The 25,681-nt window shown below is 71.3% G+C and carries 14 protein-coding genes, 1 tRNA gene and 1 rRNA gene; 12 read left to right on the forward strand and 4 right to left on the reverse strand.

The genetic code is table 11. From position 1 onward, the window contains the following. The 3 genes from rrf to ACGF5O_RS14095 form a co-directional block, all read left to right on the forward strand. Positions 1 to 95: ribosomal RNA gene (rrf, locus tag ACGF5O_RS14085) — 5S ribosomal RNA — on the forward strand; the annotation flags it as partial. Positions 96 to 208: 113 nt separating this feature from the next. Further along, entirely contained in the window at positions 209 to 871 is a 663-nt protein-coding gene (locus ACGF5O_RS14090; protein WP_393810609.1) for a DegT/DnrJ/EryC1/StrS family aminotransferase, read from the forward strand. A 76-nt stretch (positions 872 to 947) separates the two neighbouring features. Beyond that, positions 948 to 1,023 (forward strand) — tRNA-Thr (locus ACGF5O_RS14095). A gap of 59 nt (positions 1,024 to 1,082) precedes the next feature. Here ACGF5O_RS14095 and ACGF5O_RS14100 read toward each other — a convergent pair. Further along, positions 1,083 to 3,836, reverse strand: coding sequence for a SpoIIE family protein phosphatase (locus ACGF5O_RS14100; protein ID WP_393810151.1), 2,754 nt, complete (start codon positions 3,834 to 3,836; stop codon positions 1,083 to 1,085). A 398-nt stretch (positions 3,837 to 4,234) separates the two neighbouring features. Here ACGF5O_RS14100 and ACGF5O_RS14105 point away from each other — a divergent pair, with 398 nt between their 5' ends. The 9 genes from ACGF5O_RS14105 to ACGF5O_RS14145 all read left to right on the forward strand — a co-directional run bounded on the left by ACGF5O_RS14105 (position 4,235) and on the right by ACGF5O_RS14145 (position 18,419). Then, a complete protein-coding gene (locus ACGF5O_RS14105; RefSeq protein WP_393810152.1) occupies positions 4,235 to 9,691 on the forward strand; it encodes a HAMP domain-containing protein in 5,457 nt (1,818 codons plus the stop codon). 274 nt (positions 9,692 to 9,965) lie between these two features. Further along, the gene (locus tag ACGF5O_RS14110) at positions 9,966 to 10,649 is read left to right on the forward strand and encodes a response regulator (RefSeq protein ID WP_362598287.1); all 684 of its coding nucleotides are present in this window, start codon (positions 9,966 to 9,968) and stop codon (positions 10,647 to 10,649) included. Between the two features lie 124 nt (positions 10,650 to 10,773). After that, complete coding sequence (locus tag ACGF5O_RS14115) at positions 10,774 to 13,533, forward strand: DNA translocase FtsK (RefSeq protein ID WP_393810153.1); 2,760 nt, start codon at positions 10,774 to 10,776, stop codon at positions 13,531 to 13,533. Positions 13,534 to 13,824: 291 nt separating this feature from the next. Next, positions 13,825 to 14,667 carry a RodZ domain-containing protein gene (locus ACGF5O_RS14120; RefSeq protein ID WP_393810154.1) on the forward strand — a complete coding sequence of 281 codons (843 nt, stop codon included), beginning with the start codon at positions 13,825 to 13,827 and terminating at the stop codon, positions 14,665 to 14,667. A 92-nt stretch (positions 14,668 to 14,759) separates the two neighbouring features. After that, complete coding sequence (gene rimO / locus ACGF5O_RS14125) at positions 14,760 to 16,232, forward strand: 30S ribosomal protein S12 methylthiotransferase RimO (RefSeq protein ID WP_351715567.1); 1,473 nt, start codon at positions 14,760 to 14,762, stop codon at positions 16,230 to 16,232. After that, the gene (gene pgsA, locus ACGF5O_RS14130; RefSeq protein ID WP_393810155.1) at positions 16,229 to 17,029 is read left to right on the forward strand and encodes a CDP-diacylglycerol--glycerol-3-phosphate 3-phosphatidyltransferase; all 801 of its coding nucleotides are present in this window, start codon (positions 16,229 to 16,231) and stop codon (positions 17,027 to 17,029) included. Before rimO ends, pgsA begins: the two co-directional genes overlap by 4 nt. After that, positions 17,026 to 17,571, forward strand: coding sequence for a CinA family protein (locus ACGF5O_RS14135; protein WP_393810156.1), 546 nt, complete (start codon positions 17,026 to 17,028; stop codon positions 17,569 to 17,571). Before pgsA ends, ACGF5O_RS14135 begins: the two co-directional genes overlap by 4 nt. Before the next feature lie 109 nt (positions 17,572 to 17,680). Beyond that, on the forward strand, positions 17,681 to 18,055 hold the full coding sequence (locus ACGF5O_RS14140; protein WP_351484950.1) for a helix-turn-helix transcriptional regulator: 375 nt from the start codon (positions 17,681 to 17,683) through the stop codon (positions 18,053 to 18,055). A gap of 205 nt (positions 18,056 to 18,260) precedes the next feature. Continuing rightward, on the forward strand, positions 18,261 to 18,419 hold the full coding sequence (locus ACGF5O_RS14145; RefSeq protein ID WP_393810157.1) for a hypothetical protein: 159 nt from the start codon (positions 18,261 to 18,263) through the stop codon (positions 18,417 to 18,419). A 327-nt stretch (positions 18,420 to 18,746) separates the two neighbouring features. Here ACGF5O_RS14145 and ACGF5O_RS14150 read toward each other — a convergent pair whose 3' ends face one another. The 3 genes from ACGF5O_RS14150 to ACGF5O_RS14160 form a co-directional block, all read right to left on the reverse strand. After that, positions 18,747 to 19,511 (reverse strand): SDR family NAD(P)-dependent oxidoreductase, encoded by a 765-nt coding sequence (locus ACGF5O_RS14150; protein WP_393810158.1) that lies wholly within the window; start codon positions 19,509 to 19,511, stop codon positions 18,747 to 18,749. A 32-nt stretch (positions 19,512 to 19,543) separates the two neighbouring features. Continuing rightward, positions 19,544 to 20,386 carry an Fpg/Nei family DNA glycosylase gene (locus tag ACGF5O_RS14155; protein ID WP_393810159.1) on the reverse strand — a complete coding sequence of 281 codons (843 nt, stop codon included), beginning with the start codon at positions 20,384 to 20,386 and terminating at the stop codon, positions 19,544 to 19,546. Positions 20,387 to 20,453: 67 nt separating this feature from the next. Beyond that, positions 20,454 to 25,469 (reverse strand): ATP-dependent helicase, encoded by a 5,016-nt coding sequence (locus tag ACGF5O_RS14160; RefSeq protein WP_393810160.1) that lies wholly within the window; start codon positions 25,467 to 25,469, stop codon positions 20,454 to 20,456. Positions 25,470 to 25,681: the final 212 nt, after the last annotated feature.

Below are 25,681 nucleotides of genomic sequence, written 5' to 3' on the forward strand. Positions count from 1 at the left end.
AAACGCCCGGTTACATTCCGAACCCGGAAGCTAAGCCTTACAGCGCCGATGGTACTGCAGGGGGGACCCTGTGGGAGAGTAGGACACCGCCGAACAATTCTTCAAAGGGTTGGATCTGGAACTTCGGTTCCGGGTCCAACCCTTTTTTGGTTTGCGTAACGTGTCGTTCACGTTCCGCGCCGAGCATCCCAGCATGGGTACTGCTGCAATGCTCAGGGCCGCCGGTGTCGGAGTCGGCGACGAGGTCATCGTGCCGGCCTTCGGGAACGTCGAGGTCGCCGAGGCCGTGACACTGGCCGGTGCGCTTCCGGTGTTCGCCGACATAGATCCGCTCACCTACTGTCTCGACGTGACGGCGGTGGAGGCGGCCGTAACCGCCCGTTCCGCAGCGGTCGTTGTCGTGCACCGGTTTGGACGGTGGGCCGACATCCGGCGGTTGCGCGAGCTGGGGCAGCGGCACGGGCTGCTGGTGCTGGAGCAGGGCGAGTCGGAGGCTCCGTACGACGAGATCGCGCAGCGACGGCAGCGGGCCACCTACCTCGATGCGAAGCTGCGCGGTGTGCGGACGCCGGACGGCGGTGACGGGCACACCTACCAGCAGTACGTCGTGCGGGTGCCGGGGAACGGCCGGCCCGACCGGGACGCCTTCGCTCGGGCCCTGCGGGGCAAGGGAGTTGACTGCCGGGTGCCGGTGAAGACGCCGGTGCACCGACTGCCGGAATTCAGGCGTTGTGTCTCGCTGCCGGAAACCGAGGTGGCCGCGGACGAGACGCTGGCGCTGCCCGTGGACGCCGCGTTGACGAAGCGGGAGATGCAGCGGATCGTGTCCGCCTGCAATGCCCTCGGCGGACTGCTTCAGCCCGCCTTCTGAACGAGTTTGGGAAGTCGGGTCTGTTCGGGGTATGATCTATTCCGTTGCCGCGGGGGAAACCTCGAAAAGGCGACAGGCCCCTATAGCTCAGTCGGTAGAGCGTCTCCATGGTAAGGAGAAGGTCAACGGTTCGATTCCGTTTGGGGGCTCCAGTGAAAAGGCCCCGCCCGTATGGGCGGGGCCTTTCTCATGCCCTCTTTCCCCCGCCCTCTCAGTCCTTCTGAAGGCCGGGGACCCGCATCGCCAGAATGGCCATGTCGTCGGACGGGGCGTCGGACGCGAAGCGCTCCACCGCGCGCATGATGCGTGCGGCGACCGCGCCCGCGGTCAGGCCGGTGCAGGTGGTCAGGACGTCCGCGAGGCCGTCGTCGCCCAACATGCGCGTGCCTTCCCGGCGTTCCGTCACGCCGTCGGTGACGCAGAGGAGGACGTCGCCCGGGTCGAGGGTGACCGTCTGCTCGTACAGCTCCAGGTCCTCGATGACGCCGAGGAGGGGCTGGGGTTCGGCGGCGGCCTCGACCGTGCCGTCCTGGCGCAGGCGCAGCGGGAGCGGGTGGCCGGCGCAGACCACCTTCATCTCCGCGCTGCCGTCCGCCTGGGGGCGCATCTCGCCGTACAGGAGGGTCAGGAAGCGGCTGCGGGCTCCCTCGTCCAGGATGGCCGAGTTGAGGCGCTCCAGGACGGCGGGGCCGCTGAGGCCCTCACGGGCCAGGAGGCGGAGCGCGTGCCGGGCGAGGCCGGTGACCGCGGCCGCGTTGGGGCCCGTACCGCAGACGTCGCCGATGGCGAAGCCGTACGCGTTGTCGGCGATGGGGAAGACGTCGTAGAAGTCGCCGCCGACCTCGTTGCCCTCGCCGGCCGCGCGGTAGATGACCTCGACCTCCATGCCCTCGATGTGCGGGGTGCCCGGGGGCAGGAGGCTGCGCTGGAGGGCCTGGCTGATGGCCGTGCGCTCCGAGTACAGGCGGGCGTTGTCCAGGGCCAGGGCGGCCCGGCGGGACAGGTCCTCGGCCAGTTCCAGGATCTCCTGGCGGAAGTGTTCGTCGGTGGGCTTGCCGAGGGTGAGCATGCCGATGACGCGGTTGCGGGCGACCAGGGGGAGGACGACGGTCTCGCCGCCCACTGCGGAGGCCGTGGCGAGCGTCGGGCCGATGCCGGCGGAGACCTGCCGGGTGGGGCCGCCGGTCAGGCCGAGACTGCGCATGGAGCTGCGCAGGGCGGCCTGGTGGGCGTGCTCGCCGGGGGCGGTCCAGACGCGGGCGCCGGGCGTGGGTACCGGGTCCGGCGGGGGCACCTTGGCGAGCAACGACTTGATGCCGTCGATGAGTTCCTCGTCCTCGTGCAGGACGTACGACAGGTAGGGGTCGGAGGCCTGGTCGGCGATGGTGTAGACGGCGCACCAGGTGGCGAGGGTCGGGACGGTCATCTGGGCCATCAGGGCGAGGGTCTGGTCGCGGTCCAGGGTGCCGGCGAGCAGGTCGGAGGCCTCGACGAGGAAGCTGAGCGAGCCGCGGCGCAGCCGTTCCAGCTCGCCCAGGCGGGCCGACTCGACGGCCAGGGCGATGCGGTCGGCGGCGAACTGGAGGCGCAGCGCCTCCTCGTTGGAGTACCTGCCCGGTGCTTCGGCCGCGACGCCCAGGGAGCCGGTGAGGCGGCCCTCGACCTTCAGCGGGACCGTGACGACCGAGCGCATGCCGGTGCCGGCCAGGAGGGGGACCGCGCCAGGAACGGCCGCCAGATCGTCGTGTACGGCCGGCATGCGGGCCGAGCCGTAGCGGCCGGGGCCGGCTTCCACGGGCACGCGCGCGAAGCGCTGACGGGCGGACGGGAGGCCGGTGGAGGCGCGGACCTCCAACTCGGTCTCGTCGTCGGTGGCGAGGAGCAGGAACGCGGAGTCGCCGTCGAGCATGTCGCGGGCGCGTTCGACCGTGCGCTGGAGGAGGCCGTCGAGGTCGTCCGGGGCGGGGGAGCCGATGAACACCTCGAAGGGGTCGCTGCTCTGGCCGTCGGAGGCGCCGCCGGTGTCGGAGGCGGGGACGCGCAACGGGGTCTGGAGGACGGCCCGTTCGTGGTCGCGGACGAGCAGGCAGACGGTGGAGGGCTCGCCGCCGGTGTCACGGACTCTCAGGTGCGAGGCGTAGACGGGGGTCACGCGGCCGTCGGCGCCGCGGATGCCGTAGCTGCCCTCCCAGCGGGAGAGCTGGAGGGCCTCGGCGATGCCGGTGCCGGTGCCGGGGGTGTGCGGCCAGGCGGCGAGGTCGCTGAGCGGCTTGCCGGTGACGTCGGCGGCGGTGTGGCCGAAGACCTCCTCGGCGTCCTCGTTCCACGCCGAGATGGAGCCCTTGCGGTCGATCTGGACGACCGCGACCCGGACCCGGCCGTCGGCGAGGGGCAGCAGGTCGGCGGGGAGGGACGGGCCGGCCGCGCGGGTGCCCACCGGGCGTTCGGGGAGATCGAGCTGAAACCAGACATTTTTGTGCGTGGACGTGTACTCGACACCCCAGCGGGCGGCGAGGGCCGCGCAGAGCTGGAGTCCGCGGCCGCCCTCGCGGTCGGGGCTGCCCATGTTGACGGCGGAGCCCTGGAGCGGGACCTCGCGTTCCGGGTAGCGGTCGGCGACCTCGATGCGCACCCCGTCGTCCGAGCGCAGGCACAGCACGTCGGCGTGGGTGCCGGCGTGCACCACCGCGTTGGTCACGAGTTCGCTGGTGAGGACCACCGCGTCGTCCACGACGTCGGCGAAGCCCCAGCCCTGGAGGGTGTCGCGGACGAAGGACCGGGCGGTCGCGACCGATCGCCCGACGGGCTCGAAGGTGGCGGCCGCGCGCGCGGTGATCACAGAACTCCCCGTCCGGGTCTCGACATGCGGGCTCGCCTGGCCGGGCTGGTGCCGCTGTTGCGGCATGCGCTCGCCCGTTGGCCGTGGCTCCGGGTTGTGTCCCCCGGGGATCACTCCGGTGGTCATGGTCTGCGGCCGCCCCTCCGAATGCCCGCTCGTTCTCGTGCCACCGCCCAGGCCGGACGGACCGGTGCGGCTGGACAGCCGCATGCAAGGTTACTTACCTTCACGGTCCGAGCGGATGCCGGTCGCCAGTGTTTACGCCCCCAGGGTGTGCGGACGATGTGCGAAGCTGCCGAACTGTTATGGCCTGGTTCGGTGAGGGTGAAACACTGGGCAGGCTTGTGATGAAGGTCCGGTCAGCCCGAATGCGTTGCGTGTTCGGCGGGCAGCAGCCCCTGGTGTGGCCGGATGTCGTCCGGCAGAAATACGCAGCAGTAACTGGTACGCCGGAGTAAGCGGTACGCCGAGTATGGCGGTGTCCGAGCACAGCAGTAACGGTCGACCCCTGCGGGAGGGACACAGTGGAGTCTGGCGCAGCGGCGCGGGGCACTAGGGCGCGCGCGAAGGGCGGACCGTCCCTGAGCAGGCAGCGGGGCGGTGACGGGACCACCGCGGTGGACACGGCTTCGCTGAACCGGTTGCTGGTGGCGCTCGTGGCGATGCGGGACGGCAACTTCCGCAAGCGGCTCACGGTGTCCGGGGACGGCGTGATGTCGGAGATCGCGGCGGTCTTCAACGAGGTGGCCGACCGCAATCTCCACCTCACGGGTGAGCTGTCGCGGGTACGGCGTGTCGTCGGACGTGAGGGAAAGCTCACGGAGCGGCTGGAGACGGGTGCCTGCGAAGGCTCCTGGGCGGCGGCCGTCGACAACTCCAACGCGCTCGTGGACGACCTGGTACGGCCGGTCTCCGAGGTGGGGCGGGTCCTGACGGCGGTGGCGGAGGGCGACCTGTCGCCGCGCATGGAGTTGCGGTCGCCGTCGGCGGACGGGGCCGGGCATCCGCTGCGCGGTGAGTTCCTGAAGGTCGGCCGGACCGTCAACAACCTGGTCGACCAGTTGTCGACGTTCACCGACGAGGTCACGCGGGTGGCCAGTGAGGTGGGCACCGAGGGCAAGTTGGGCGGTCAGGCCCGGGTGCGCGGTATGTCCGGTTCGTGGCGGGACCTCACGGACTCGGTGAACACGATGGCGTACCGGTTGACGGCGCAGGTGCGGGACATCGCGCTGGTGACGACGGCGGTCGCCAAGGGTGATCTGTCGCGGAAGGTCACGGTTCAGGTCGCCGGCGAGATGCTGGAGCTGAAGGAAACCGTCAACACGATGGTGGACCAGCTGTCGGCGTTCTCCTCGGAGGTGACCCGGGTCGCCCGCGAGGTGGGCACGGACGGCATCCTGGGCGGTCAGGCGAACGTGCCGGGGGTGGCGGGGACGTGGAAGGAGCTCACCGACTCCGTCAACACGATGGCCGGCAACCTGACGGCCCAGGTGCGCGGGATCTCGGAGGTGACCACCGCGGTCGCCAACGGTGACCTGTCACGCAAGGTCACCGTTCCGGCGCGCGGTGAGGTCGCGCAGCTCGCCGAGACGATCAACCAGATGACCGAGACGCTGCGGATCTTCGCGGACGAGGTCACGCGCGTGGCCAACGAGGTCGGCGGCGAGGGGCGCCTCGGCGGGCAGGCGAACGTGCCGGGCGCGGCGGGTACCTGGAAGGACCTGACGGACTCCGTCAACACGGTCTTCCGGAACCTCACCACGCAGGTGCGCGACATCGCCGCGGTGACGACGGCGGTGGCCAACGGTGATCTGTCGCAGAAGGTCACCGTCGACGTGGCCGGCGAGATGCTGGAACTGAAGAACACCGTCAACGGCATGGTTGATCAACTGTCGTCGTTCGGTGCCGAGGTCACCCGGGTGGCCCGGGAGATCGGGGTCGAGGGTGAGCTGGGCGGCCAGGCGCAGGTGCCCGGAGCCGCCGGTACCTGGAAGGACTTGACCGACTCCGTCAACACCGCATTCCGCAACCTCACCGGCCAGGTCCGCAACATCGCCCAGGTGACGACGGCGGTGGCCAACGGTGATCTGTCGCAGAAGGTCACGGTCGACGTCTCCGGCGAGATGCTGAAGCTGAAGAACACCGTGAACACGATGGTGGACCAGCTCTCCAGCTTCGCCGACCAGGTGACGCGGATGGCCAGGGACGTGGGCACGGAGGGCCGCCTCGGCGGTCAGGCGCGCGTGGACGGCGTCTCGGGCACCTGGAAGGAGCTGACGGACTCCGTCAACTTCATGGCCGGCAACCTGACCTCGCAGGTGCGGCAGATCGCCCAGGTGACGACGGCGGTGGCACGGGGCGACCTGTCCCAGAAGATCGACGTCGACGCGCGTGGCGAGATCCTCGAACTGAAGAACACGATCAACACGATGGTCGACCAGCTGTCCGCCTTCGCCGACCAGGTCACCAAGGTGGCCCGTGAGGTGGGTACGGAGGGCCGGCTCGGCGGTCAGGCGCAGGTTCCCGGTGTGGCCGGTGTGTGGCGGGACCTGACGGACTCCGTGAACGGCATGGCCGGCAACCTCACGGCCCAGGTGCGCAACATCGCCCAGGTGGCCACCGCGGTGGCCCGGGGTGACCTCTCCCAGAAGATCACCGTGGACGCGCGCGGTGAGATCCAGGAGCTGAAGAACACCCTGAACACGATGGTCGACCAGCTGTCGTCGTTCGCCCAGGAGGTCACGCGCGTGGCGCGCGAGGTGGGCACCGAGGGCATCCTCGGCGGCCAGGCCGAGGTGCAGGGGGTGGCGGGCACCTGGAAGGACCTCACCCAGTCCGTGAACTTCATGGCGAACAACCTGACCATCCAGGTGCGCAACATCGCCGAGGTCACGACCGCGGTCGCCAAGGGCGACCTGTCGAAGAAGATCACCGTTGACGCGAAGGGCGAGATCCTCGAACTCGTCACGACGGTCAACACCATGGTTGACCAGCTGTCGAGTTTCGCGGAGCAGGTGACCCGGGTGGCCCGTGAGGTGGGCACCGAGGGCATCCTGGGCGGTCAGGCGCGGGTTCCGGGTGTCACGGGCATCTGGAAGGACCTCAGCAACAACGTGAACCAGATGGCCAACAACCTGACCATGCAGGTGCGGAACATCTCCCAGGTGTCGGCGGCGGTCGCCAACGGCGACCTGACCCGGCAGGTCACCATCGAGGCCAGCGGCGAGGTGGCCCAGCTCGCCGACACCATCAACCAGATGGTGAAGACGCTGAGTTCGTTCGCCGACCAGGTCACCAAGGTGGCCCGTGAGGTGGGCACGGACGGCATCCTGGGCGGTCAGGCGCACGTACCGGGTGTGGCGGGTACGTGGAAGGACCTCACCGAGTCGGTGAACCAGATGGCGTCCAACCTGACCGGTCAGGTGCGCAACATCGCGATGGTCACGACGGCCATCGCGAAGGGCGACCTGACCAAGAAGATCGACATTGACGCGCGCGGCGAGATCCTCGAGCTGAAGACGACGATCAACACGATGGTCGACCAGCTGTCCAGCTTCGCCGAGGAGGTCACCCGGGTCGCCCGCGAGGTGGGTACCGAGGGGGCGCTCGGCGGGCAGGCACGCGTGCGTGACGTCGACGGCACCTGGCGGGACCTCACCGAGTCCGTGAACGAGATGGCCGGGAACCTGACCAGGCAGGTGCGTGCCATCGCGCGCGTGGCGACCGCGGTGACCCGCGGCGACCTGAACCTGAAGATCGACGTGGACGCGTCCGGCGAGATCCAGGAACTCCAGGACTACATCAACAAGATGATCGCCAACCTGCGCGACACCACGGTGGCCAACCAGGAGCAGGACTGGCTCAAGGGCAACCTGGCCCGGATCTCCGCGCTGATGCAGGGCCGCCGCGACCTGGTGGACGTGGCCTCCCTGATCATGAGCGAGCTGACGCCGGTGGTGACCGCGCAGCACGGCGCGTTCTTCCTGGCGATGCCGCTGGTCGACGGCAAGGACACGAACGCCGAGAACGAGGAGGCGTACGAACTGCGCATGCTCGGTTCGTACGGCTACTCGATGGGCTCCATGCCGACGTCGTTCCGGCCCGGTGAGGCGCTGATCGGGACCGCCGCCCAGGAGAAGCGCACGATCCTGGTGGAGAAGGCGCCCACCGGCTATCTGAAGATCTCCTCCGGGCTCGGCGAGGCTCCGCCGGCGCAGGTGATCGTGCTTCCGGTGCTGTTCGAGGGCCAGGTGCTCGGCGTGATCGAGCTGGCGTCCTTCACGCCGTTCACGCAGATCCAGAAGGACTTCCTGAACCAGATCGCCGAGATGATCGCGACCAGCGTCAACACCATCTCCGTCAACACCAAGACCGAGGTGCTGCTGAAGCAGTCGCAGGAGCTGACCGAGCAGCTCCAGGAGCGGTCGGCGGAGCTGGAGAACCGGCAGAAGGCCCTCCAGGCGTCCAACGCCGAACTGGAGGAGAAGGCCGAGCTGCTGGCCCAGCAGAACCGGGACATCGAGGTGAAGAACACCGAGATCGAGGAGGCCCGGCAGGTCCTGGAGGAGCGTGCCGAGCAACTCGCCGTCTCCATGCGCTACAAGAGCGAGTTCCTCGCCAACATGTCGCACGAGCTGCGCACCCCGCTCAACTCGCTGCTGATCCTGGCCAAGCTGCTCGCCGACAACGCCGAGGGCAACCTGTCGCCGAAGCAGGTGGAGTTCGCCGAGACCATCCACGGCGCGGGATCCGACCTGCTCCAGCTGATCAACGACATCCTGGACCTGTCGAAGGTCGAGGCGGGCAAGATGGACGTCTCCCCGACGCGGATCGCGCTCGTCCAGCTCGTGGACTACGTGGAAGCGACCTTCCGGCCGCTGACCGCGGAGAAGGGCCTGGACCTGTCGGTGCGGGTCTCGCCGGAGCTGCCCGCCACCCTGCACACCGACGAGCAGCGGCTCCTCCAGGTGCTGCGCAACCTGCTCTCCAACGCGGTGAAGTTCACCGACTCCGGCTCGGTGGAGCTGGTGATCCGGCCGGCGAGCGGGGATGTCCCGGTGGGGATCAGGGAGCAGCTCCTGGAGGCCGGTTCGCTCAGCGATCCGGACGCGCCGCTGATCGCGTTCTCGGTGACCGACACGGGCATCGGCATCGCGGCCAGCAAGATGCGGGTGATCTTCGAGGCGTTCAAGCAGGCCGACGGCACGACCAGCCGCAAGTACGGCGGCACGGGCCTCGGGCTGTCGATCTCGCGGGAGATCGCGCAGTTGCTCGGCGGTGAGATCCACGCGCAGAGCGAGCCGGGCCGTGGCTCCACGTTCACGCTGTACCTGCCGCTGCACCCGAGCGAGCTGCCGCCGCAGGGCTACCAGCAGTCCGTGCCCCAGCTGGAGGCCGGGGACCTGGTCGCCTCGCAGCACCTGGCGCTGGAGGCGTCCGGCGTGGAGATCGAGACGCCGGCCGAGGTGAAGTCGTACCAGGAGACCCAGAACGGCGCCGCGGCGCTCTTCAGGCGCCGTCGCCGGGGGGCGCCGGTGGCCGAGGCGTGGCCGGTGCTGGCCGAGCAGGAGGCGATGTCCCCGCAGCCGCGCCGGGGCATGCGGTTCGGCGGGGAGAAGGTGCTGATCGTCGACGACGACATCCGCAACGTCTTCGCGCTCACCAGCGTCCTGGAGCAGCACGGCCTGTCGGTGCTGTACGCGGAGAACGGCCGGGAGGGCATCGAGGTCCTGGAGCAGCACGACGACGTCGCGGTCGTCCTGATGGACATCATGATGCCGGAGATGGACGGTTACGCGACGACCAACGCGATCCGCCGGATGCCGCAGTTCGCCGGGCTGCCGATCATCGCGCTCACCGCGAAGGCGATGAAGGGCGACCGGGAGAAGGCCATCGAGTCGGGCGCCTCGGACTATGTCACCAAGCCGGTCGACCCCGATCATCTTCTGGCGGTGATGGAGCAGTGGATGCGCGCGGAGTGACCGGAACGGCCAGGTGTGATGTGAACGTTTCGGGAACGTTCCGTGTGTACGGGGAGTTGCTGACTCAGGGTGGCGGAACCCGTGTAGAAGTGCGGGATTGGGGGAACCTTCTGGTCTCCGGCTGCGTTTCTGCTACGTGCACAGTGACATCGCGGTGACAGGGTGTGGCGACAGGCGGGGTGCGGCTACCATGACCGGCACAAGGACGGGCGGCGAAAGGGAGTCGTCCCCTGGGGCGGCGCCCGGTGCACATCCGGGGCGAGGAGGGCGGGCCATGGTGCAGAAGGCCAAGATCCTCCTGGTCGATGACCGGCCGGAGAATCTGCTGGCGCTGGAGGCCATCCTCTCTGCGCTCGATCAGACACTGGTGCGGGCATCGTCCGGGGAGGAAGCGCTCAAGGCACTGCTCACGGACGACTTCGCGGTGATTCTGCTGGACGTCCAGATGCCGGGCATGGACGGTTTCGAGACCGCGGCGCACATCAAGCGGCGGGAGCGGACCCGGGACATCCCGATCATCTTCCTGACGGCCATCAACCACGGTCCGCACCACACCTTCCGGGGCTACGCCGCGGGCGCGGTCGACTACATCTCCAAGCCCTTCGACCCGTGGGTGCTGCGCGCCAAGGTCTCGGTGTTCGTCGAGCTGTACATGAAGAACTGCCAGCTCCGGGAGCAGGCGGCGCTGCTGCGGCTCCAGTTGGAGGGCGGCGGCAAGGGCGGCGCGGTCGCCGGCAAGGAGTCCGCGGGGCTGCTCGCCGAGCTGTCCGCCCGGCTCGCGGCCGTCGAGGAGCAGGCCGAGGCGCTGTCCAAGCAGCTGGACGACGAGTCCGCGGACGCGGCGGCGGTGGCCACGGCGGCTCACCTGGAGCGCAAACTCACCGGCCTGCGCCGGGCGCTCGACGCCCTCGAACCGGGCACGGGCGGCGCCGCGCCGTCACTCCCCTCGCAGAACTGACCCCGACCGCGGACGCAGTTGCCCATGAGCGTGCGTCAGTTCTGCGCCCCGCGAAGGGCGACACGAACGGGTGAAGCTGTGGGCACACGTGTCCCTTGTCGCATCCCCCGGTAATCTCACACCCATGGCCTCACGTCCCTCGGCAGCCAAGAAGCAGCCCGCGAAGAAGGCCGCTCCCTCGAAGGCTCCGGCGAAGAAGGCCGCCGCGAAGAAAGCCCCGGCCAAGAAGGCGCCCGCCAAGAGGACCGCGGCGAAGAAGTCCGCGCCGGCACCCAAGCCGGCGCCGAGCCCCACCGGGGGCGTGTACCGCCTGGTGCGCGCCCTCTGGCTCGGCGTCGCGCACGCCGTCGGCGCGGTCTTCCGCGGCATAGGACAGGGAGCCAGGAACCTGGATCCGGCCCACCGCAAGGACGGCGTCGCCCTCCTGCTCCTCGGCATCGCCCTGATCGTCGCCGCCGGCACCTGGGCCGACCTGCGCGGTCCGGTCGGCGACCTGGTCGAGATCCTCGTCACCGGCGCCTTCGGCCGCCTCGACCTGCTGGTGCCGATACTGCTCGCGATGATCGCCGTGCGGTTCATGCGCCACCCCGAGCAGCAGGACGCCAACGGACGGATCGTGATCGGCCTGTCCGCGCTGGTCATCGGCGTGCTCGGACAGGTGCACATCGCGTGCGGCTCACCCGCCCGCAGCGACGGCATGCAGGGCATAAGGGATGCCGGCGGCCTCATCGGCTGGGCGGCGGCGACCCCGCTGACGTACACCATGACCGAGGTCCTCGCCGTACCCCTGCTGGCGCTGCTCACGATCTTCGGGCTGCTCGTGGTCACCGCGACCCCGGTCAACGCCATCCCGCAGCGGCTGCGGGCGCTCGGCGCACGCCTCGGACTGCTGCACGACCCCCAGCCCGACGACGAGTACCCGGAGTACGGCGAGGACGACGAGCGCTACGACGAGCAGTGGCGCGAGGCGCTGCCCGCGCGCCCCCGAAGGCGCTCCGGCGCCCCCCAGGAGTACGACCCGGACGGCGCCGAACAGGAGGCCCTCGCCAAGCGCCGGGGCCGGCCGCGGCGCTCCGCCGTGCCGCAGCCCGAGCTGGGCCGCCGGATGGACGCCGTGGACGTGGCGGCGGCGGCCGCCGCCGCACTCGACGGCGCCGTCCTGCACGGCATGCCGCCCTCGCCGCTCGTCGCCGACCTCACCCAGGGCGTCAGCGTCGGTGACCGCGAGGAGACCACCCCGACACCCCTGCCGGCGCCGAGCCCGAGCGCGAGCCCGAGTCCGGTTCCGGCCGCGCGGCCCAAGCAGGAGCGGCTCGCCGTCGAGCCGGTCGTCGCGGACCTGACGAAACCGGCGCCCGCGGTCCACCGCGACCTGCCCCCGCGCGCCGAGCAGCTCCAGCTCTCCGGCGACATCACCTACTCGCTGCCGTCGCTCGACCTCCTCACCCGCGGCGGCCCCGGCAAGGCGCGCAGCGAGGCCAACGACCGGGTGGTCGCCTCGCTCACCAACGTCTTCTCCGAGTTCAAGGTCGACGCGGCCGTCACCGGCTTCACCCGCGGGCCGACGGTCACCCGCTACGAGGTCGAGCTCGGCCCCGCCGTGAAGGTCGAGCGGATCACCGCGCTCACCAAGAACATCGCGTACGCGGTCGCCAGCCCGGACGTGCGGATCATCAGCCCGATCCCGGGCAAGTCCGCGGTCGGCATCGAGATCCCCAACACCGACCGCGAGATGGTCAACCTCGGCGACGTGCTGCGGCTCGCCGAGTCCGCCGAGGACGACGACCCGATGCTGGTCGCCTTCGGCAAGGACGTCGAGGGCGGCTACGTCATGCACTCGCTGGCGAAGATGCCGCACATGCTCGTCGCCGGCGCCACCGGCTCCGGCAAGTCGTCCTGCATCAACTGCCTGATCACCTCGGTCATGATGCGGGCCACCCCGGAGGACGTGCGGATGGTCCTCGTCGACCCCAAGCGCGTCGAGCTGACCGCGTACGAGGGCATCCCGCACCTGATCACGCCGATCATCACCAACCCGAAGCGGGCCGCCGAGGCGCTCCAGTGGGTCGTCCGCGAGATGGACCTGCGCTACGACGACCTGGCCGCCTTCGGCTACCGGCACATCGACGACTTCAACAAGGCCGTCCGGGACGGCAAGCTCAAGACGCCCGAGGGCAGTGAGCGCGAGCTCCAGGCGTACCCGTACCTGCTGGTGATCGTCGACGAGCTCGCCGACCTGATGATGGTCGCCCCGCGTGACGTCGAGGACTCGATCGTGCGCATCACGCAGCTCGCGCGGGCGGCCGGCATCCACCTGGTGCTCGCCACCCAGCGCCCGTCGGTCGACGTGGTCACCGGTCTCATCAAGGCGAACGTGCCCTCCCGGCTCGCCTTCGCCACCTCCTCGCTCGCCGACAGCCGCGTCATCCTCGACCAGCCCGGCGCCGAGAAGCTGATCGGCAAGGGCGACGGACTCTTCCTGCCGATGGGGGCGAACAAGCCGACCCGTCTGCAGGGCGCGTTCATCACCGAGGAAGAGATCGCCGTCGTCGTCCAGCACTGCAAGGACCAGATGACGCCGGTCTTCCGGGACGACGTCGTCGTGGGCACCAAGCAGAAGAAGGAGATCGACGAGGACATCGGCGACGACCTCGACCTGCTCTGCCAGGCCGCCGAGCTGGTCGTCTCCACCCAGTTCGGCTCCACGTCCATGCTCCAGCGCAAGCTGCGCGTCGGCTTCGCCAAGGCCGGCCGGCTCATGGACCTCATGGAGTCGCGAGGTGTGGTCGGGCCGAGCGAGGGGTCCAAGGCGCGCGACGTATTGGTAAAACCTGATGAGCTGGACGGGGTGCTTGCTGTGATCCGTGGGGAGTCCGAGGGGTAGACCTGAAGGGGTAGACCTGTCTGAGGGCTACGGGCGCCTGTGGGCCGGGTGGTGTCACCGCCGTGATCCACCCGTTAGGGACCGTCGGGCAACCGTTTCCCTTTGACGTACGTCAAGTTGAGCGAGAGGAAAGGTGTGCACCCCATTCTGGGGCGCGCACCTGACCCGTCATCGGGATGTCGGGCCATACCGATGGCGTACAAAGTCGTACCGCCCGGTTGCCTCACCCTTTCGCACCCCCCATAGACTGAACCTCCAGCACAGGTGGCTACACGCTCGAAAGGCGCCCCCGTGTCCATCGGCAGCAACTCCCCTGAAGACGAGCGTCCGTTCCCAGACGTGTCCGAGGAAAACCGCCCCTCCGTAGGCCGAGCCCTCAAGCAGGCCCGCATCGCCGCCGGGCTGACCGTCGACGAGATCAGCGGGAGCACCCGGGTCCGTATCGCCATCGTGCACGCCATGGAGGCCGACGACTTCGCCCCCTGCGGCGGCGACGTCTACGCCCGCGGGCACATCCGGACCCTGGCCAAGGCCGTCGGTCTCGACCCCGAACCGCTGCTCGCGCAGTTCGCGGCTGAGCACGGCGGTGGGCGGCCCGCGCCGACGCCCGCCGCGCCGCTGTTCGAGGCGGAACGTATCCGCCCCGAGCGGCGCGGGCCCAACTGGACCGCGGCCATGGTCGCCGCGATCGTCGTCGTGATCGGTTTCGTCGGCTTCACCGCCTTCAAGGGCGGCAACGGCGACGACGCCAAGCAGTCGGTCGCCGAGGGCCCCGCCCCGTCGACCAGCAAGCCGGCCTCGCCGACCCCGAAGGAGAGCAAGCCCGGCAAGACCCCCGAGCCCTCCGACAGCGCGATCGCCGCCGCGCCCCAGGACAAGGTCACCGTCCAGGTCAGCGCGGTCAACGGACGCAGCTGGATCTCGGCCAAGGACCACAACGGCCGGATGCTCTTCGACGGGCTCCTGAAGAAGGGCGAGTCCAAGACCTTCCAGGACAGCTCCAAGATCAACCTGATCCTCGGCGACGCCGGAGCGATCCAGCTCTACGTCAACGGAAAGAAGATCGAGGACCAGTTCCGGCCCGGTGCGGTGGAGCGTCTGACGTACACCAAGGGCGACCCGGAAGTCGGATAGTCGTTCGGATCATGCACGTACACAAGGGGTTGGCCATGATCGGCCAGCCCCTTCGACGTGGGCTGTCAGTGAGACAAAGTAGTCTTGAGCCCATGCCTGAACGCCGTACCGTCGCACTTGTCACTCTCGGCTGCGCCCGTAACGAGGTGGACTCGGAGGAGCTCGCAGGCCGCTTGGAGGCGGACGGCTGGCAGCTCGTCGAGGACGCATCGGACGCGGACGTCGCCGTCGTCAACACCTGTGGATTCGTCGAGGCCGCCAAGAAGGACTCGGTCGACGCCCTCCTGGAGGCCAACGACCTCAAGGGCCACGGCAGAACCCAGGCCGTCGTGGCGGTGGGCTGCATGGCCGAGCGGTACGGCAAGGAGCTCGCCGAGGCGCTGCCCGAGGCGGACGGCGTGCTCGGCTTCGACGACTACTCCGACATCTCCGACCGCCTGCAGACGATCCTCAACGGCGGCATCCACGCCTCGCACACCCCGCGCGACCGCCGCAAGCTGCTGCCCATCAGCCCCGCCGAGCGACAGGACTCGGCCGCCGCGGTCGCGCTCCCCGGGCACGGCCCCGCCGACCTCCCGGACGGCGTCGCGCCCGCCTCCGGCCCGCGTGCGCCCCTGCGCCGCCGCCTGGACGGCGCCCCGGTCGCCTCGGTCAAGCTCGCCTCCGGCTGCGACCGGCGCTGCTCCTTCTGCGCCATCCCGTCCTTCCGCGGCTCCTTCATCTCGCGCCGCCCCAGCGACGTGCTGAACGAGACCCGGTGGCTGGCCGAACAGGGCGTGAAGGAGATCATGCTGGTCTCCGAGAACAACACCTCCTACGGCAAGGACCTGGGTGACATCCGTCTCCTGGAGTCCCTGCTGCCGGAGCTGGCCGAGGTGGACGGCGTCGAGCGGGTGCGCGTCAGCTACCTCCAGCCCGCCGAGATGCGGCCCGGCCTGATCGACGTGCTGACCTCCACCCCGAAGGTCGTCCCGTACTTCGACCTGTCCTTCCAGCACTCCGCTCCGGGCGTGCTGCGGGCCATGCGCCGCTTCGGCGACACCGACCGCTTCCTGGAGCTGCTCGACACCATCCGGAGCAAGGCCCCGCAGGCCGGTGTCCGCTCCAACTTCATCGTCGGCTTCCCCGGCGAGTCCGAGTCCGATCTCGGCGAGCTGGAGCGCTTCCTGAACGGCGCGCGCCTGGACGCCATCGGCGTCTTCGGCTACTCCGACGAGGAGGGCACCGAGGCGGCGACGTACGAGAACAAGCTCGCCGAGGAAGTCGTCGCCGAGCGTCTCGCGCACATCTCCCGGCTCGCCGAGGAGCTCGTCTCGCAGCGGGCCGAGGAACGGCTCGGAGAGACCGTGCACGTCCTCGTGGAGTCCGTGGACGACGAGGACGGCGTCTACGGCCGGGCGGCCCACCAGGCGCCCGAGACGGACGGACAGGTGCTGCTCACCAGCGGCGCCGGACTGCGCGTCGGCCGTATGGTCGAGGCGAAGGTGGTCGGTACGGAAGGTGTCGACCTGGTGGCCGAGCCGCTGCAGGGCTCGCCCGCATGGAGTGAGGAGGCCGGCAGATGACCGGAGTCCCGGCGTCCGCCGCGGGCGGCTCCTCCGGCGCGCACGGCGCCCCGGGCTCCGCCGCCACCTCCGGTGCCGCCCCGGATTCCGGTTCCCACGGTTCCGGTTCCCGTGACACCGGTTCCCGTGACATCGGTTCTCGTGACGCCGGTTCCCACGACGGCGAGCGGTCCGTACGCGGCGGGAAGATCGCCGCTGCCGCCGTCAACCAGGCCAGCCTGTGGAACGTCGCCAACCTGCTGACCATGCTCCGGCTGGTCCTGGTGCCCGGCTTCGTCGCCCTGATGCTGGCCGACGGCGGCTACGACCCGGCGTGGCGCTCGCTCGCCTGGGCGGCCTTCGCCATCGCCATGATCACCGACCTGTTCGACGGGCATCTGGCGCGCACCTACAACCTCGTCACCGACTTCGGGAAGATCGCCGACCCCATCGCCGACAAGGCGATCATGGGAGCGGCGCTGATCTGTCTCTCCGGGCTGGGCGATCTGCCCTGGTGGGTGACGATCGTGATCCTCGCCCGGGAACTCGGCATCACGCTCATGCGTTTCGTGGTCATCCGGTACGGCGTGATCCCGGCCAGCCGCGGCGGCAAGCTCAAGACGCTCACCCAGGGCGTGGCCGTCGGGATGTACGTGCTGGCGTTGACGGGGTGGCTGGCGACCCTGAGGTTCTGGGTGATGGCCGCGGCCGTCGTCCTGACCGTCGTCACCGGACTCGACTACGTGAGACAGGCCATTGTGCTGCGGAGGCAGGGAATCGCCGAGCGCGCGGCGGCGTCGGAGGAGACGGAAGCGTGAGTTCCACGGCCGCCGAACTGGTGCGACTACTGATGGTGAGGGGCCAGACCCTCGCTGTCGCCGAGTCGCTGACCGGCGGTCTGGTGGCGGCGGAGATCACCACGGTCCCGGGGGCGTCCAAGGCGTTCCGGGGCTCCGTCACCGCCTACGCCACCGAACTCAAGCACGACCTGCTGGGCGTCGACGCCACTCTGCTGGCCCAGCGAGGAGCGGTGGATCCGCAGGTCGCGGCCCAGATGGCCGCCGGAGTACGCAAGGCGCTGGGCGCCGACTGGGGCCTCGCGACCACCGGGGTCGCCGGACCGGAACCGCAGGACGGCCAACCGGTCGGGACGGTATTCGTGGCCGTGGACGGGCCGTTCGGCCCTGGTTCCGGTTCTGCCGCTGGCGGAAAAGTGGAGGCCCTGCGGTTGAACGGCGACCGCGCGGAAATTCGTAGAGAGAGTGTACGGAGCGTACTCGCACTGCTCCTGAGGGAGCTTGCGAGCGAACAGACCGGGAATGAGCGGACACAGGATACGGAACAGAACGGGGGGTTTTGATGTTTGCAGCCCTGAGTGAACACGACATCGCTCCCCGCACGGCCGCGGCGCAAGGCGGTACGGTGGGGCGTGAAGGATGCGGCTACGCGGTCCGAGGAGGGAGCCACCGATGATTCTGCTCCGTCGCCTGCTGGGTGACGTGCTGCGTCGGCAGCGCCAGCGCCAGGGCCGTACTCTGCGCGAAGTCTCCTCGTCCGCCCGAGTCTCACTCGGCTATCTCTCCGAGGTGGAGCGGGGGCAGAAGGAGGCTTCCTCCGAGCTGCTCTCCGCCATCTGCGACGCGCTGGACGTACGGATGTCCGAGCTCATGCGAGAAGTGAGCGACGAGCTCGCCCTCGCTGAGCTGGCCCAGTCCGCCCAGGCCACCGAGCCCGTGCCCACGCCGGTTCGCCCGATGCTGGGTACCGTCTCGGTGACCGGCGTACCACCGGAACGGGTGACCATCAAGGCGCCCGCCGAGGCGGTGGACGTGGTCGCCGCGTGACGTCTGCGCGGATGTAGACCGACGCGGCGCCGACCTGGCGTCGAAGAAGTGCGCGAGGCCCCGGCCGGGGCCTCCCGGGCAGACCCGGGACGGTGTGGCCGGGGCCTTCGCGCGTCCGCGGACGGCATGCGTCCATTTGCCGGTGTCCGCCGGTCCGGTCATGGTGGAGGAACGCTGACCGGGGGCTGACGACCGGAGAGAACGCATGTACGTCGTGAAGAGCCCGCCGTCCTGCACGGGCCTGAAGACCGTGGCCGAGACGGTGCGGGGCGCCCTCGCCGATCCGGTCTCCCGGGACGTCTCCGCCGGAAGCAGGGCGGATCCGGAGCGGTGGCACGGGAGGTTCCAGGCGGAGAGCGCGTAGCAGAGGCCGATGCCGGTCCACGGCCGTTGCATCGATGAGCCCTCGGTGCGCCTCCCCGGTGGACCGGGCGGCGTTCTAGCGTCCGGCTGGAGGTGACGGCCATGGTGGGGCGGATAGTGCGCTGGGGGGTTGCGGCGGTGTTCGCGGCGGTGTGGTGGTGGGCCGTGCTGCGGATCACGTTCGCCGACGGCGCCGGTGCGCTGGAAGGGACCGTGGCGGCCGGCGGATGGGGACTGAGCCTGCTGCCGGTGAACTGCGTGCCGAGGGCCCGGGCGGCGGGAGCCCTGGGGCCGGCGCGCTGGCGGACTGCCTGGCGGACTCGGGGGGCTACCAGGGCATCGCCACCCCTCCGTTCGGGCGCAGGATCTGGCCCGTTGTGAACGAGGACGCGTCGGAGGCCAGATAGAGCACGGCGTGCGCGACGTCCGCCGCCTCGCCGACCCGGCCCAGCGGCGACATCCGGGCCATCCGGGCCTCCGTCCGCTGCTGCTCCGCGCCGTCGTCGCGGTCGGTCATGGGGGTGCGGGTCCAGCCCGGGGCGACCGCGTTGACCCGGATGCCCTGCCGGCCGACCTCGTTGGCGAGCGTCTTGGTCAGCTGCACCACGGCCGCCTTGGCCGCGCCGTAGCAGAGCAGGCCGGGGCCGCCGGTGTCGATCGCGCCGGAGGCCATGGTGATGATGCTGCCCCCGCTCCGCCCGGCCAGCATCAGCCGCGCCGCCTCCTGGCAGGCGTACAGCACGCCCTTGAAGTTGACAGCCAGCACCCGGTCGAGATCCTCGTCCCTGGTCTCCAGGACCGGGCTGCGGTGCATGATCCCGGCGATCGCCGCCATGACGTCCAGCCGCCCGCAGGACTGCACGGCCTCCCCGAGCCGGGTCCGGTCGGTGACGTCGAGGGGGTGGGTGCGGGCGGTGCCGCCCCGCTCCTTGATCAGCGCCGCCGTCTCGTGCAGGCCGTCCGCGTCCCGGTCCGCACAGTGCACGGTCGCGCCCGCCTCCGCCAGCAGCACGGCGGACGCCCGGCCGATACCGCCGGCGGCGCCGGTGACGAATGCGGTGCGTCCGCTGAGGTCGTACGCCTGGAGGGACATGAGGGGACGGTACGAGCGTTTCTGACGGTCCGTCAATTAGTTGGGCGGGGGCGGATTCCGTGGGCCCGCCGGGAACCCGGCGCCGGGGCCGGACCGGTCTGGCAGGCGGGGCACCAGTACGTGGGGCGCTCGCGGGAGCCGTCGCCCTGGTCGGCGAGGCGGATCGGGGTGCGGCAGCGCAGGCAGGGGCGGGGCGCGCGGCCGTAGACGAAGAGGTCGTGGTCGCGCAGGCCGGTGGTGCGGCGGACCACGCGGTCGCGGTTTGCCTCCAGGAGGCGCTGGGCCAGGCCGGGGAGGATCGCGGCGCGGTCGGCGGGGAGGGCGCCGACCGGGAGCCAGGGGGTCGCGCCGATCAGGAAGCAGAGCTCGCTCTTGTAGATGTTGCCGATCCCGGCGAGGTTGCGCTGGTCGAGCAGGGCCTCGCCGAGCGGGCGGGCGGGGTCCGCGAGGAGGTTGGCGAGGGCGCGGTCGGGGTTCCAGTCGGGGCCCAGCAGGTCGGGGCCGAGGTGGCCGACGGCGCGCTCCTCCTCGCCGGTGCGCAGGAGCTCCAGGACCTGGAGCCGGTATCCGACGGCGGTGCGGTCGGCGGTGGAGAGGATCGCCCGGATCTGGTGCGCGGGACCGCCTCTCCAGCGCTCACCGGCGCCGAAGACCTTCCAGGCGCCTTCCATCCGCAGGTGCGTGTGCAGGGTCAGGTCGCCCTCGAAACGGGTGAGCAGGTGCTTGCCGCGCGGGGTGGTGCCGAGGACCGTACGGCCGCCGAGGTCGACCGTGGCGTACGTGGGCACCCGGAAGTCGGTGCGGGTCAGCACCTGCCCGGCGAGCGCGTCGTGCAGGCGCCTCGCGGCCTGCCAGACCGTGTCACCTTCAGGCATGGGTCAAGGGTGGCACGGAGGGACGGGGTGGTGAGGCGTCCGCGGGAGGTGAGGCGTCCACCCTGCTTCACGCCCGGAGCCGCAGGCCGCGCGGGGTAGCGATGAAGCCCGCTCCCTCCAGGAGGGCGCCCAGGGGGGAGGTCAGGGCCGAGACGCCGTTGACGCGCTCCACCGTCACCGTGCCGAGGGTGCCCGCGCGGGCGGCGGCCGCGAGGGCCTCAGCCGCCGTGCGGAGCCGGGGGTCGTCGGTGGCGGCCGTGTCCGGGGCGGCGGGCCAGGCCAGCAGGGTCTTGCCGCCGCGCTCCATGTAGAGGGTCAGCTCCCCGTCGACCAGGACCACCAGGGAACCGGCCTTGCGGCCAGGTTTGTGCCCGGCGCCGGTCGGGGGCTCGGGCCAGGGGAGCGCGGCGCCGTAGGCGTTCGCCGGGTCGGCGGCGGCGAGGACCACGGCTCTGGGGTCGGGTGCGGCGGGGGTGCGGGTGCGATGGCCGCCGTAGGCGTAGGGGTTCGGAACGTAGGCGTTGGCTGGGCCACCGCCTCGGGGGCCGCCGTAGCCGGGTGCGGCGAACGGGTCGGCGGGGGCGAGGTCCTTGGGGGAGACGTAGTCGCCCGGGGCGGTGGGTGGCTCGGGCGGCCAGGTGAAGTCGCCGTCCAGGTCGGGGAAGCCGGACGCGTCGAAAGGGCCGAGGGGGTCGAACGGGTCGCCGGGGCCGAGCGGGGCGGCGGGGTCGAATGGGTCGGTGGGGGCCGGAGAGCTGTGGTCGCCGCTCGGGCCGGTGGGCGCGGGGGCGCCGGTGCCCGCGAGACCCGCGCCCGGCAGGACCTCGCCCCGCTCGCGGGCGTTGGACACCGCGCGCAGCCGGTCGACCGCGCCGTCCATCGCGAACTGGGCCGCGCCCAGGCCCTCCACCACGTAACCGCGGCGGGCCTGGCCGCTCTCCTCGAACGCCGACAGGATCCGGTACACCGCGGAGAAGCCGCCCTCCACGCCCTCCGCCGCGACCGCGCCCCTGGTCACCACGCCGTGCCGGTCGAGGAGGGTGCGGGCCAGGGCGTGGGCGCGCACGGTGGTGTCGGGCTCGCGCTGCGGCAGCAGGGACCAGCGCCCGGCCACGGTCGGCGGGCCGGTACGGGAGGCGGGGCGGGCGGCGGCCGTCAGCGAGCCGTATCGGCCGCGCGGGACGGCACGCTTGGCGCGGTGCGCCGTGGAGCCCGCGGTACGGCCCGAACCCAGCAGGGAGCGCATCGGGGCCAGCGTGTCGTTGGTGAGCCGCCCGGACCACGCCAGGTCCCAGACGGCGTCGGCCAGTTGGGGATCGGTGGCGTCGGGGTGCGTGGTGGCGCGGACCTGGTCGGCGATCTGCCGGAAGAACAGGCCGTAGCCCCCGGACAGGGCGTCGAGGACGGACTGGTGGAGGGCGGTCAGCTCCAGCGGGTGCGGCGGCGGGAGGAGCACGGGCGCCGCGTCCGCCAGATACAGGGAGACCCAGCCGTCCTTGCCGGGCAGGGCACCCGCGCCGGCCCACACGAGCTCGCCGGCCGCGGTGAGTTCGTCGAGCATCGCCGGCGAGTAGTTCGCCACGCGGGACGGCAGGACCAGCTTCTCCAGAGCCGACGCCGGCACCGACGCGCCCTGCAACTGCTCCACGGCGCGCACCAGTCCGTCGACGCCGCGCAGCCCGTGCCCCTTGCCGATGTGCTGCCACTGCGGCAGGAACTGGGCGAGCGCGGCCGGTGCCACCGGCTCCAACTCGTGCCGGAGCGCGGCCAGCGAACGGCGGCGCAGCCTGCGCAGCACCGCCGCGTCGCACCACTCCTGGCCGATGCCCGCCGGATGGAACTCGCCCTGCACCATCCGCCCGCCCGCGGCGAGCCGCTGCAACGCGCCGTCCGTGACCGCCACCCCGAGCCCGAAGCGGGTCGCCGCGGTGGTCGACGTGAACGGGCCGTGGGTGCGCGCGTACCGCGCGAGGAGGTCGCCGAGCGGATCCTTCACGGGCTCGGTGAACGCCTCGGGGACACCGACGGGCAGTGCCGTGCCGAGGGCGTCGCGCAGCCGGCCCGCGTCCTCGATCGCCGCCCAGTGGTCGGCGCCGGCGATCCGGACCTTGATGGCCCGGCGCGACCTGGCGAGTTCCCCGGCCCACTGCGGTTCGGCGCCCCGCTCCGCCAACTCGGCGTCCGTGACCGGTCCGAGCAGCCGCAGCACGTCGGCGACGCCTTCCAGGTCCTTGATCCGGCGGTCCTCGGCGAGCCACTGGAGCTCGCGCTCCAGCTCGCTCAGGACGTCCGCGTCGAGCAGTTCGCGCAGCTCCGCCTGGCCCAGCAGCTCGGCCAGCAGCCTGGAGTCCAGGGAGAGCGCGGCCGCGCGGCGCTCGGCGAGCGGGGAGTCGCCCTCGTACAGGAACTGGGCGACGTAGCCGAAGAGGAGGGAACGGGCGAACGGGGACGGCTCCGGGGTGGTGACCTCGACCAGGCGGACCTTGCGGGATTCGAGGTCGCCCATCAGCTCGACCAGGCCCGGCACGTCGAAGACGTCCTGGAGGCACTCGCGGACCGCCTCCAGGACGATCGGGAACGAACCGAACTCGCTCGCCACCTGGAGCAGTTGGGCGGCGCGCTGGCGCTGCTGCCACAGCGGGGTGCGCTTGCCGGGGTTGCGGCGCGGCAGCAGCAGCGCGCGGGCCGCGCATTCGCGGAAACGGGCGGCGAACAGGGCCGAACCGCCGACCTGCTCGGTGACGATCTGGTCGACCTCGCCCTTGTCGAAGGCGACGTCCGCCGCGCCCACGGGGGCCTGCTCGGCGTCGACCGCCGTGTCGAAAGGCGTACCGGCCTTCACGGGGGCCTGGTCGAGCAGGTCCAGGCCCATCAGGTCGGCGTCGGGCAGCCGCAGCACGATGCCGTCGTCGGCGTGCATGACCTGGGCGTCCATGCCGTACCGCTCGGCCAGCCGGGCACCGAGGGCGAGCGCCCAGGGGGCGTGCACCTGGGCGCCGAACGGGGAGTGGACGACGACCCGCCAGTCGCCGAGTTCGTCACGGAAGCGTTCGACCACGATCGTGCGGTCGTCGGGGATGTGGCCGCAGGCCTCGCGCTGTTCGTCCAGGTACGTCAGCACGTTGTCCGCCGCCCAGGCGTCCAGGCCCGCGGCGAGCAGGCGCAGGCGGGCGTCGTCCTTGGGGAGCGCGCCGACCTCGCGCAGGAACGCGCCGACCGCGCGGCCCAGTTCGAGCGGGCGGCCCAGCTGGTCGCCCTTCCAGAAGGGCAGGCGCCCCGGGACACCCGGGGCGGGGGAGACCAGGACCCGGTCCCGGGTGATGTCCTCGATGCGCCAGGAGCTGGTCCCCAGGGTGAAGACATCGCCCACCCGGGACTCGTAGACCATCTCCTCGTCCAGCTCGCCGACCCGGCCGCCGCCCTTCTTCGGGTCGGCGCCGGCCAGGAAGACGCCGAAGAGGCCGCGGTCGGGGATGGTGCCGCCGGAGGTGACGGCGAGCCGCTGGGCGCCCGGACGTCCGGTGACCGTCCCCGCGATCCGGTCCCAGACCACGCGCGGGCGCAATTCCGCGAACGCGTCCGAGGGGTAGCGGCCCGCGAGCATGTCGAGGACCGCGGTGAACGCCGACTCCGGGAGCGCGGCGAAGGGGGCCGCACGGCGGACCGTGGCGAGCAGGTCGTCGACCTGCCAGGTGTCCAGGGAGGTCATCGCGACCAGCTGCTGGGCGAGCACGTCCAGCGGGTTGGCCGGGACCCTCAGGGACTCGATGGAGCCGGTGCGCATCCGCTCGGTGACCACGGCCGCCTGCACCAGGTCGCCCCGGTACTTGGGGAAGACCACGCCGGTGGAGACCGCGCCGACCTGGTGTCCGGCCCGGCCGACGCGTTGCAGGCCGGAGGCGACCGACGGTGGGGACTCGACCTGGACGACCAGGTCCACCGCGCCCATGTCGATGCCCAGTTCGAGACTGGAGGTGGCCACCACGGCGGGCAGCCGGCCGGCCTTCAGGTCCTCCTCGACCAGGGCGCGCTGCTCCTTGGAGACCGAGCCGTGGTGCGCGCGGGCGAGGACCGGCGGGGCGCCCTGGGCCGCGCCCGAGCCGCCCATCAGCTCGGCCGGCGCGTGGTGCTCGTCCAGGGGCTCGCCGGTCGCCCTCTCGTAGGCGATCTCGTTGAGCCGGTTGCACAGCCGCTCCGCCAGGCGGCGGGAGTTCGCGAACACGATCGTCGAGCGGTGGGATTGCACCAGGTCGGCGATCCGCTCCTCCACGTGCGGCCAGATCGACGGCTTCTCCGCCCCCTCGGCGCCGTCGGTGGCCGGGGAGCCACCCAGCTCCCCCATGTCCTCCACCGGGACGACGACGGAGAGGTCGAACTCCTTGCCGGACTTCGGCTGGACCATCTCCACCTTGCGGTGCGGCGAGAGGTAGCGGGCCACCTCGTCGACCGGGCGGACGGTCGCCGACAGGCCGATCCGGCGGGCCGGGGCAGGCAGCAGCTCGTCCAGCCGCTCCAGGGAGAGCGCGAGGTGCGCGCCGCGCTTGGTGCCGGCGACCGCGTGCACCTCGTCCAGGATCACCGTCTCGATGCCGGTCAGTGCGTCGCGCGTGGCCGACGTCAGCATCAGGAACAGGGACTCCGGGGTGGTGATCAGGATGTCCGGCGGGCGGGTGGACAGGGCGCGGCGCTCGGCAGCCGGGGTGTCACCGGAGCGGATGCCGACCCTGATCTCCGGCTCGGGCAGGCCGAGGCGGACGGACTCCTGCCGGATGCCGGTCAGGGGGCTGCGGAGGTTGCGCTCGACGTCCACGGCGAGGGCCTTGAGCGGTGACACGTACAGCACGCGGCAGCGCTTCTTCGGGTCGGCCGGGGGTGGGGTGGCGGCCAGCTGGTCCAGGGCGGCGAGGAAGGCGGCCAGCGTCTTGCCGGAGCCGGTCGGGGCGACCACCAGCACGTCCGAGCCGGCGCCGATGGCCTGCCACGCGCCGGCCTGGGCCGCGGTGGGCGCGGAAAACGCCCCCGTGAACCAGCCGCGGGTCGCGGGGGAGAAGCCGTCGAGGGCTCGGTGTGCGGATTTCGGCATGCGTCCATCCTGCACCCGGGCACTGACAAACGGGGCTGACCTGCGGAGACGTCCTCGGCTTCGCCTTCGGTCTCTGTGTTCCCACCCGCACCACCCGTGACGGTTTCGTCGTCGGGTGCGGGTGGCCCCTGTGGGGCGGATTCGCCGTCGGCGGCTGCGCGAAGAAAGGGGCGGGCGAAGCGGCTGCGCGGCGGAGCGGCTCAGGAGGGGGC

Origin of the sequence: Streptomyces sp. NPDC048291 (genome assembly GCF_043201715.1) — a bacterium.
In the GTDB taxonomy this organism is placed as follows: Bacteria; Actinomycetota; Actinomycetes; order Streptomycetales; family Streptomycetaceae; genus Streptomyces.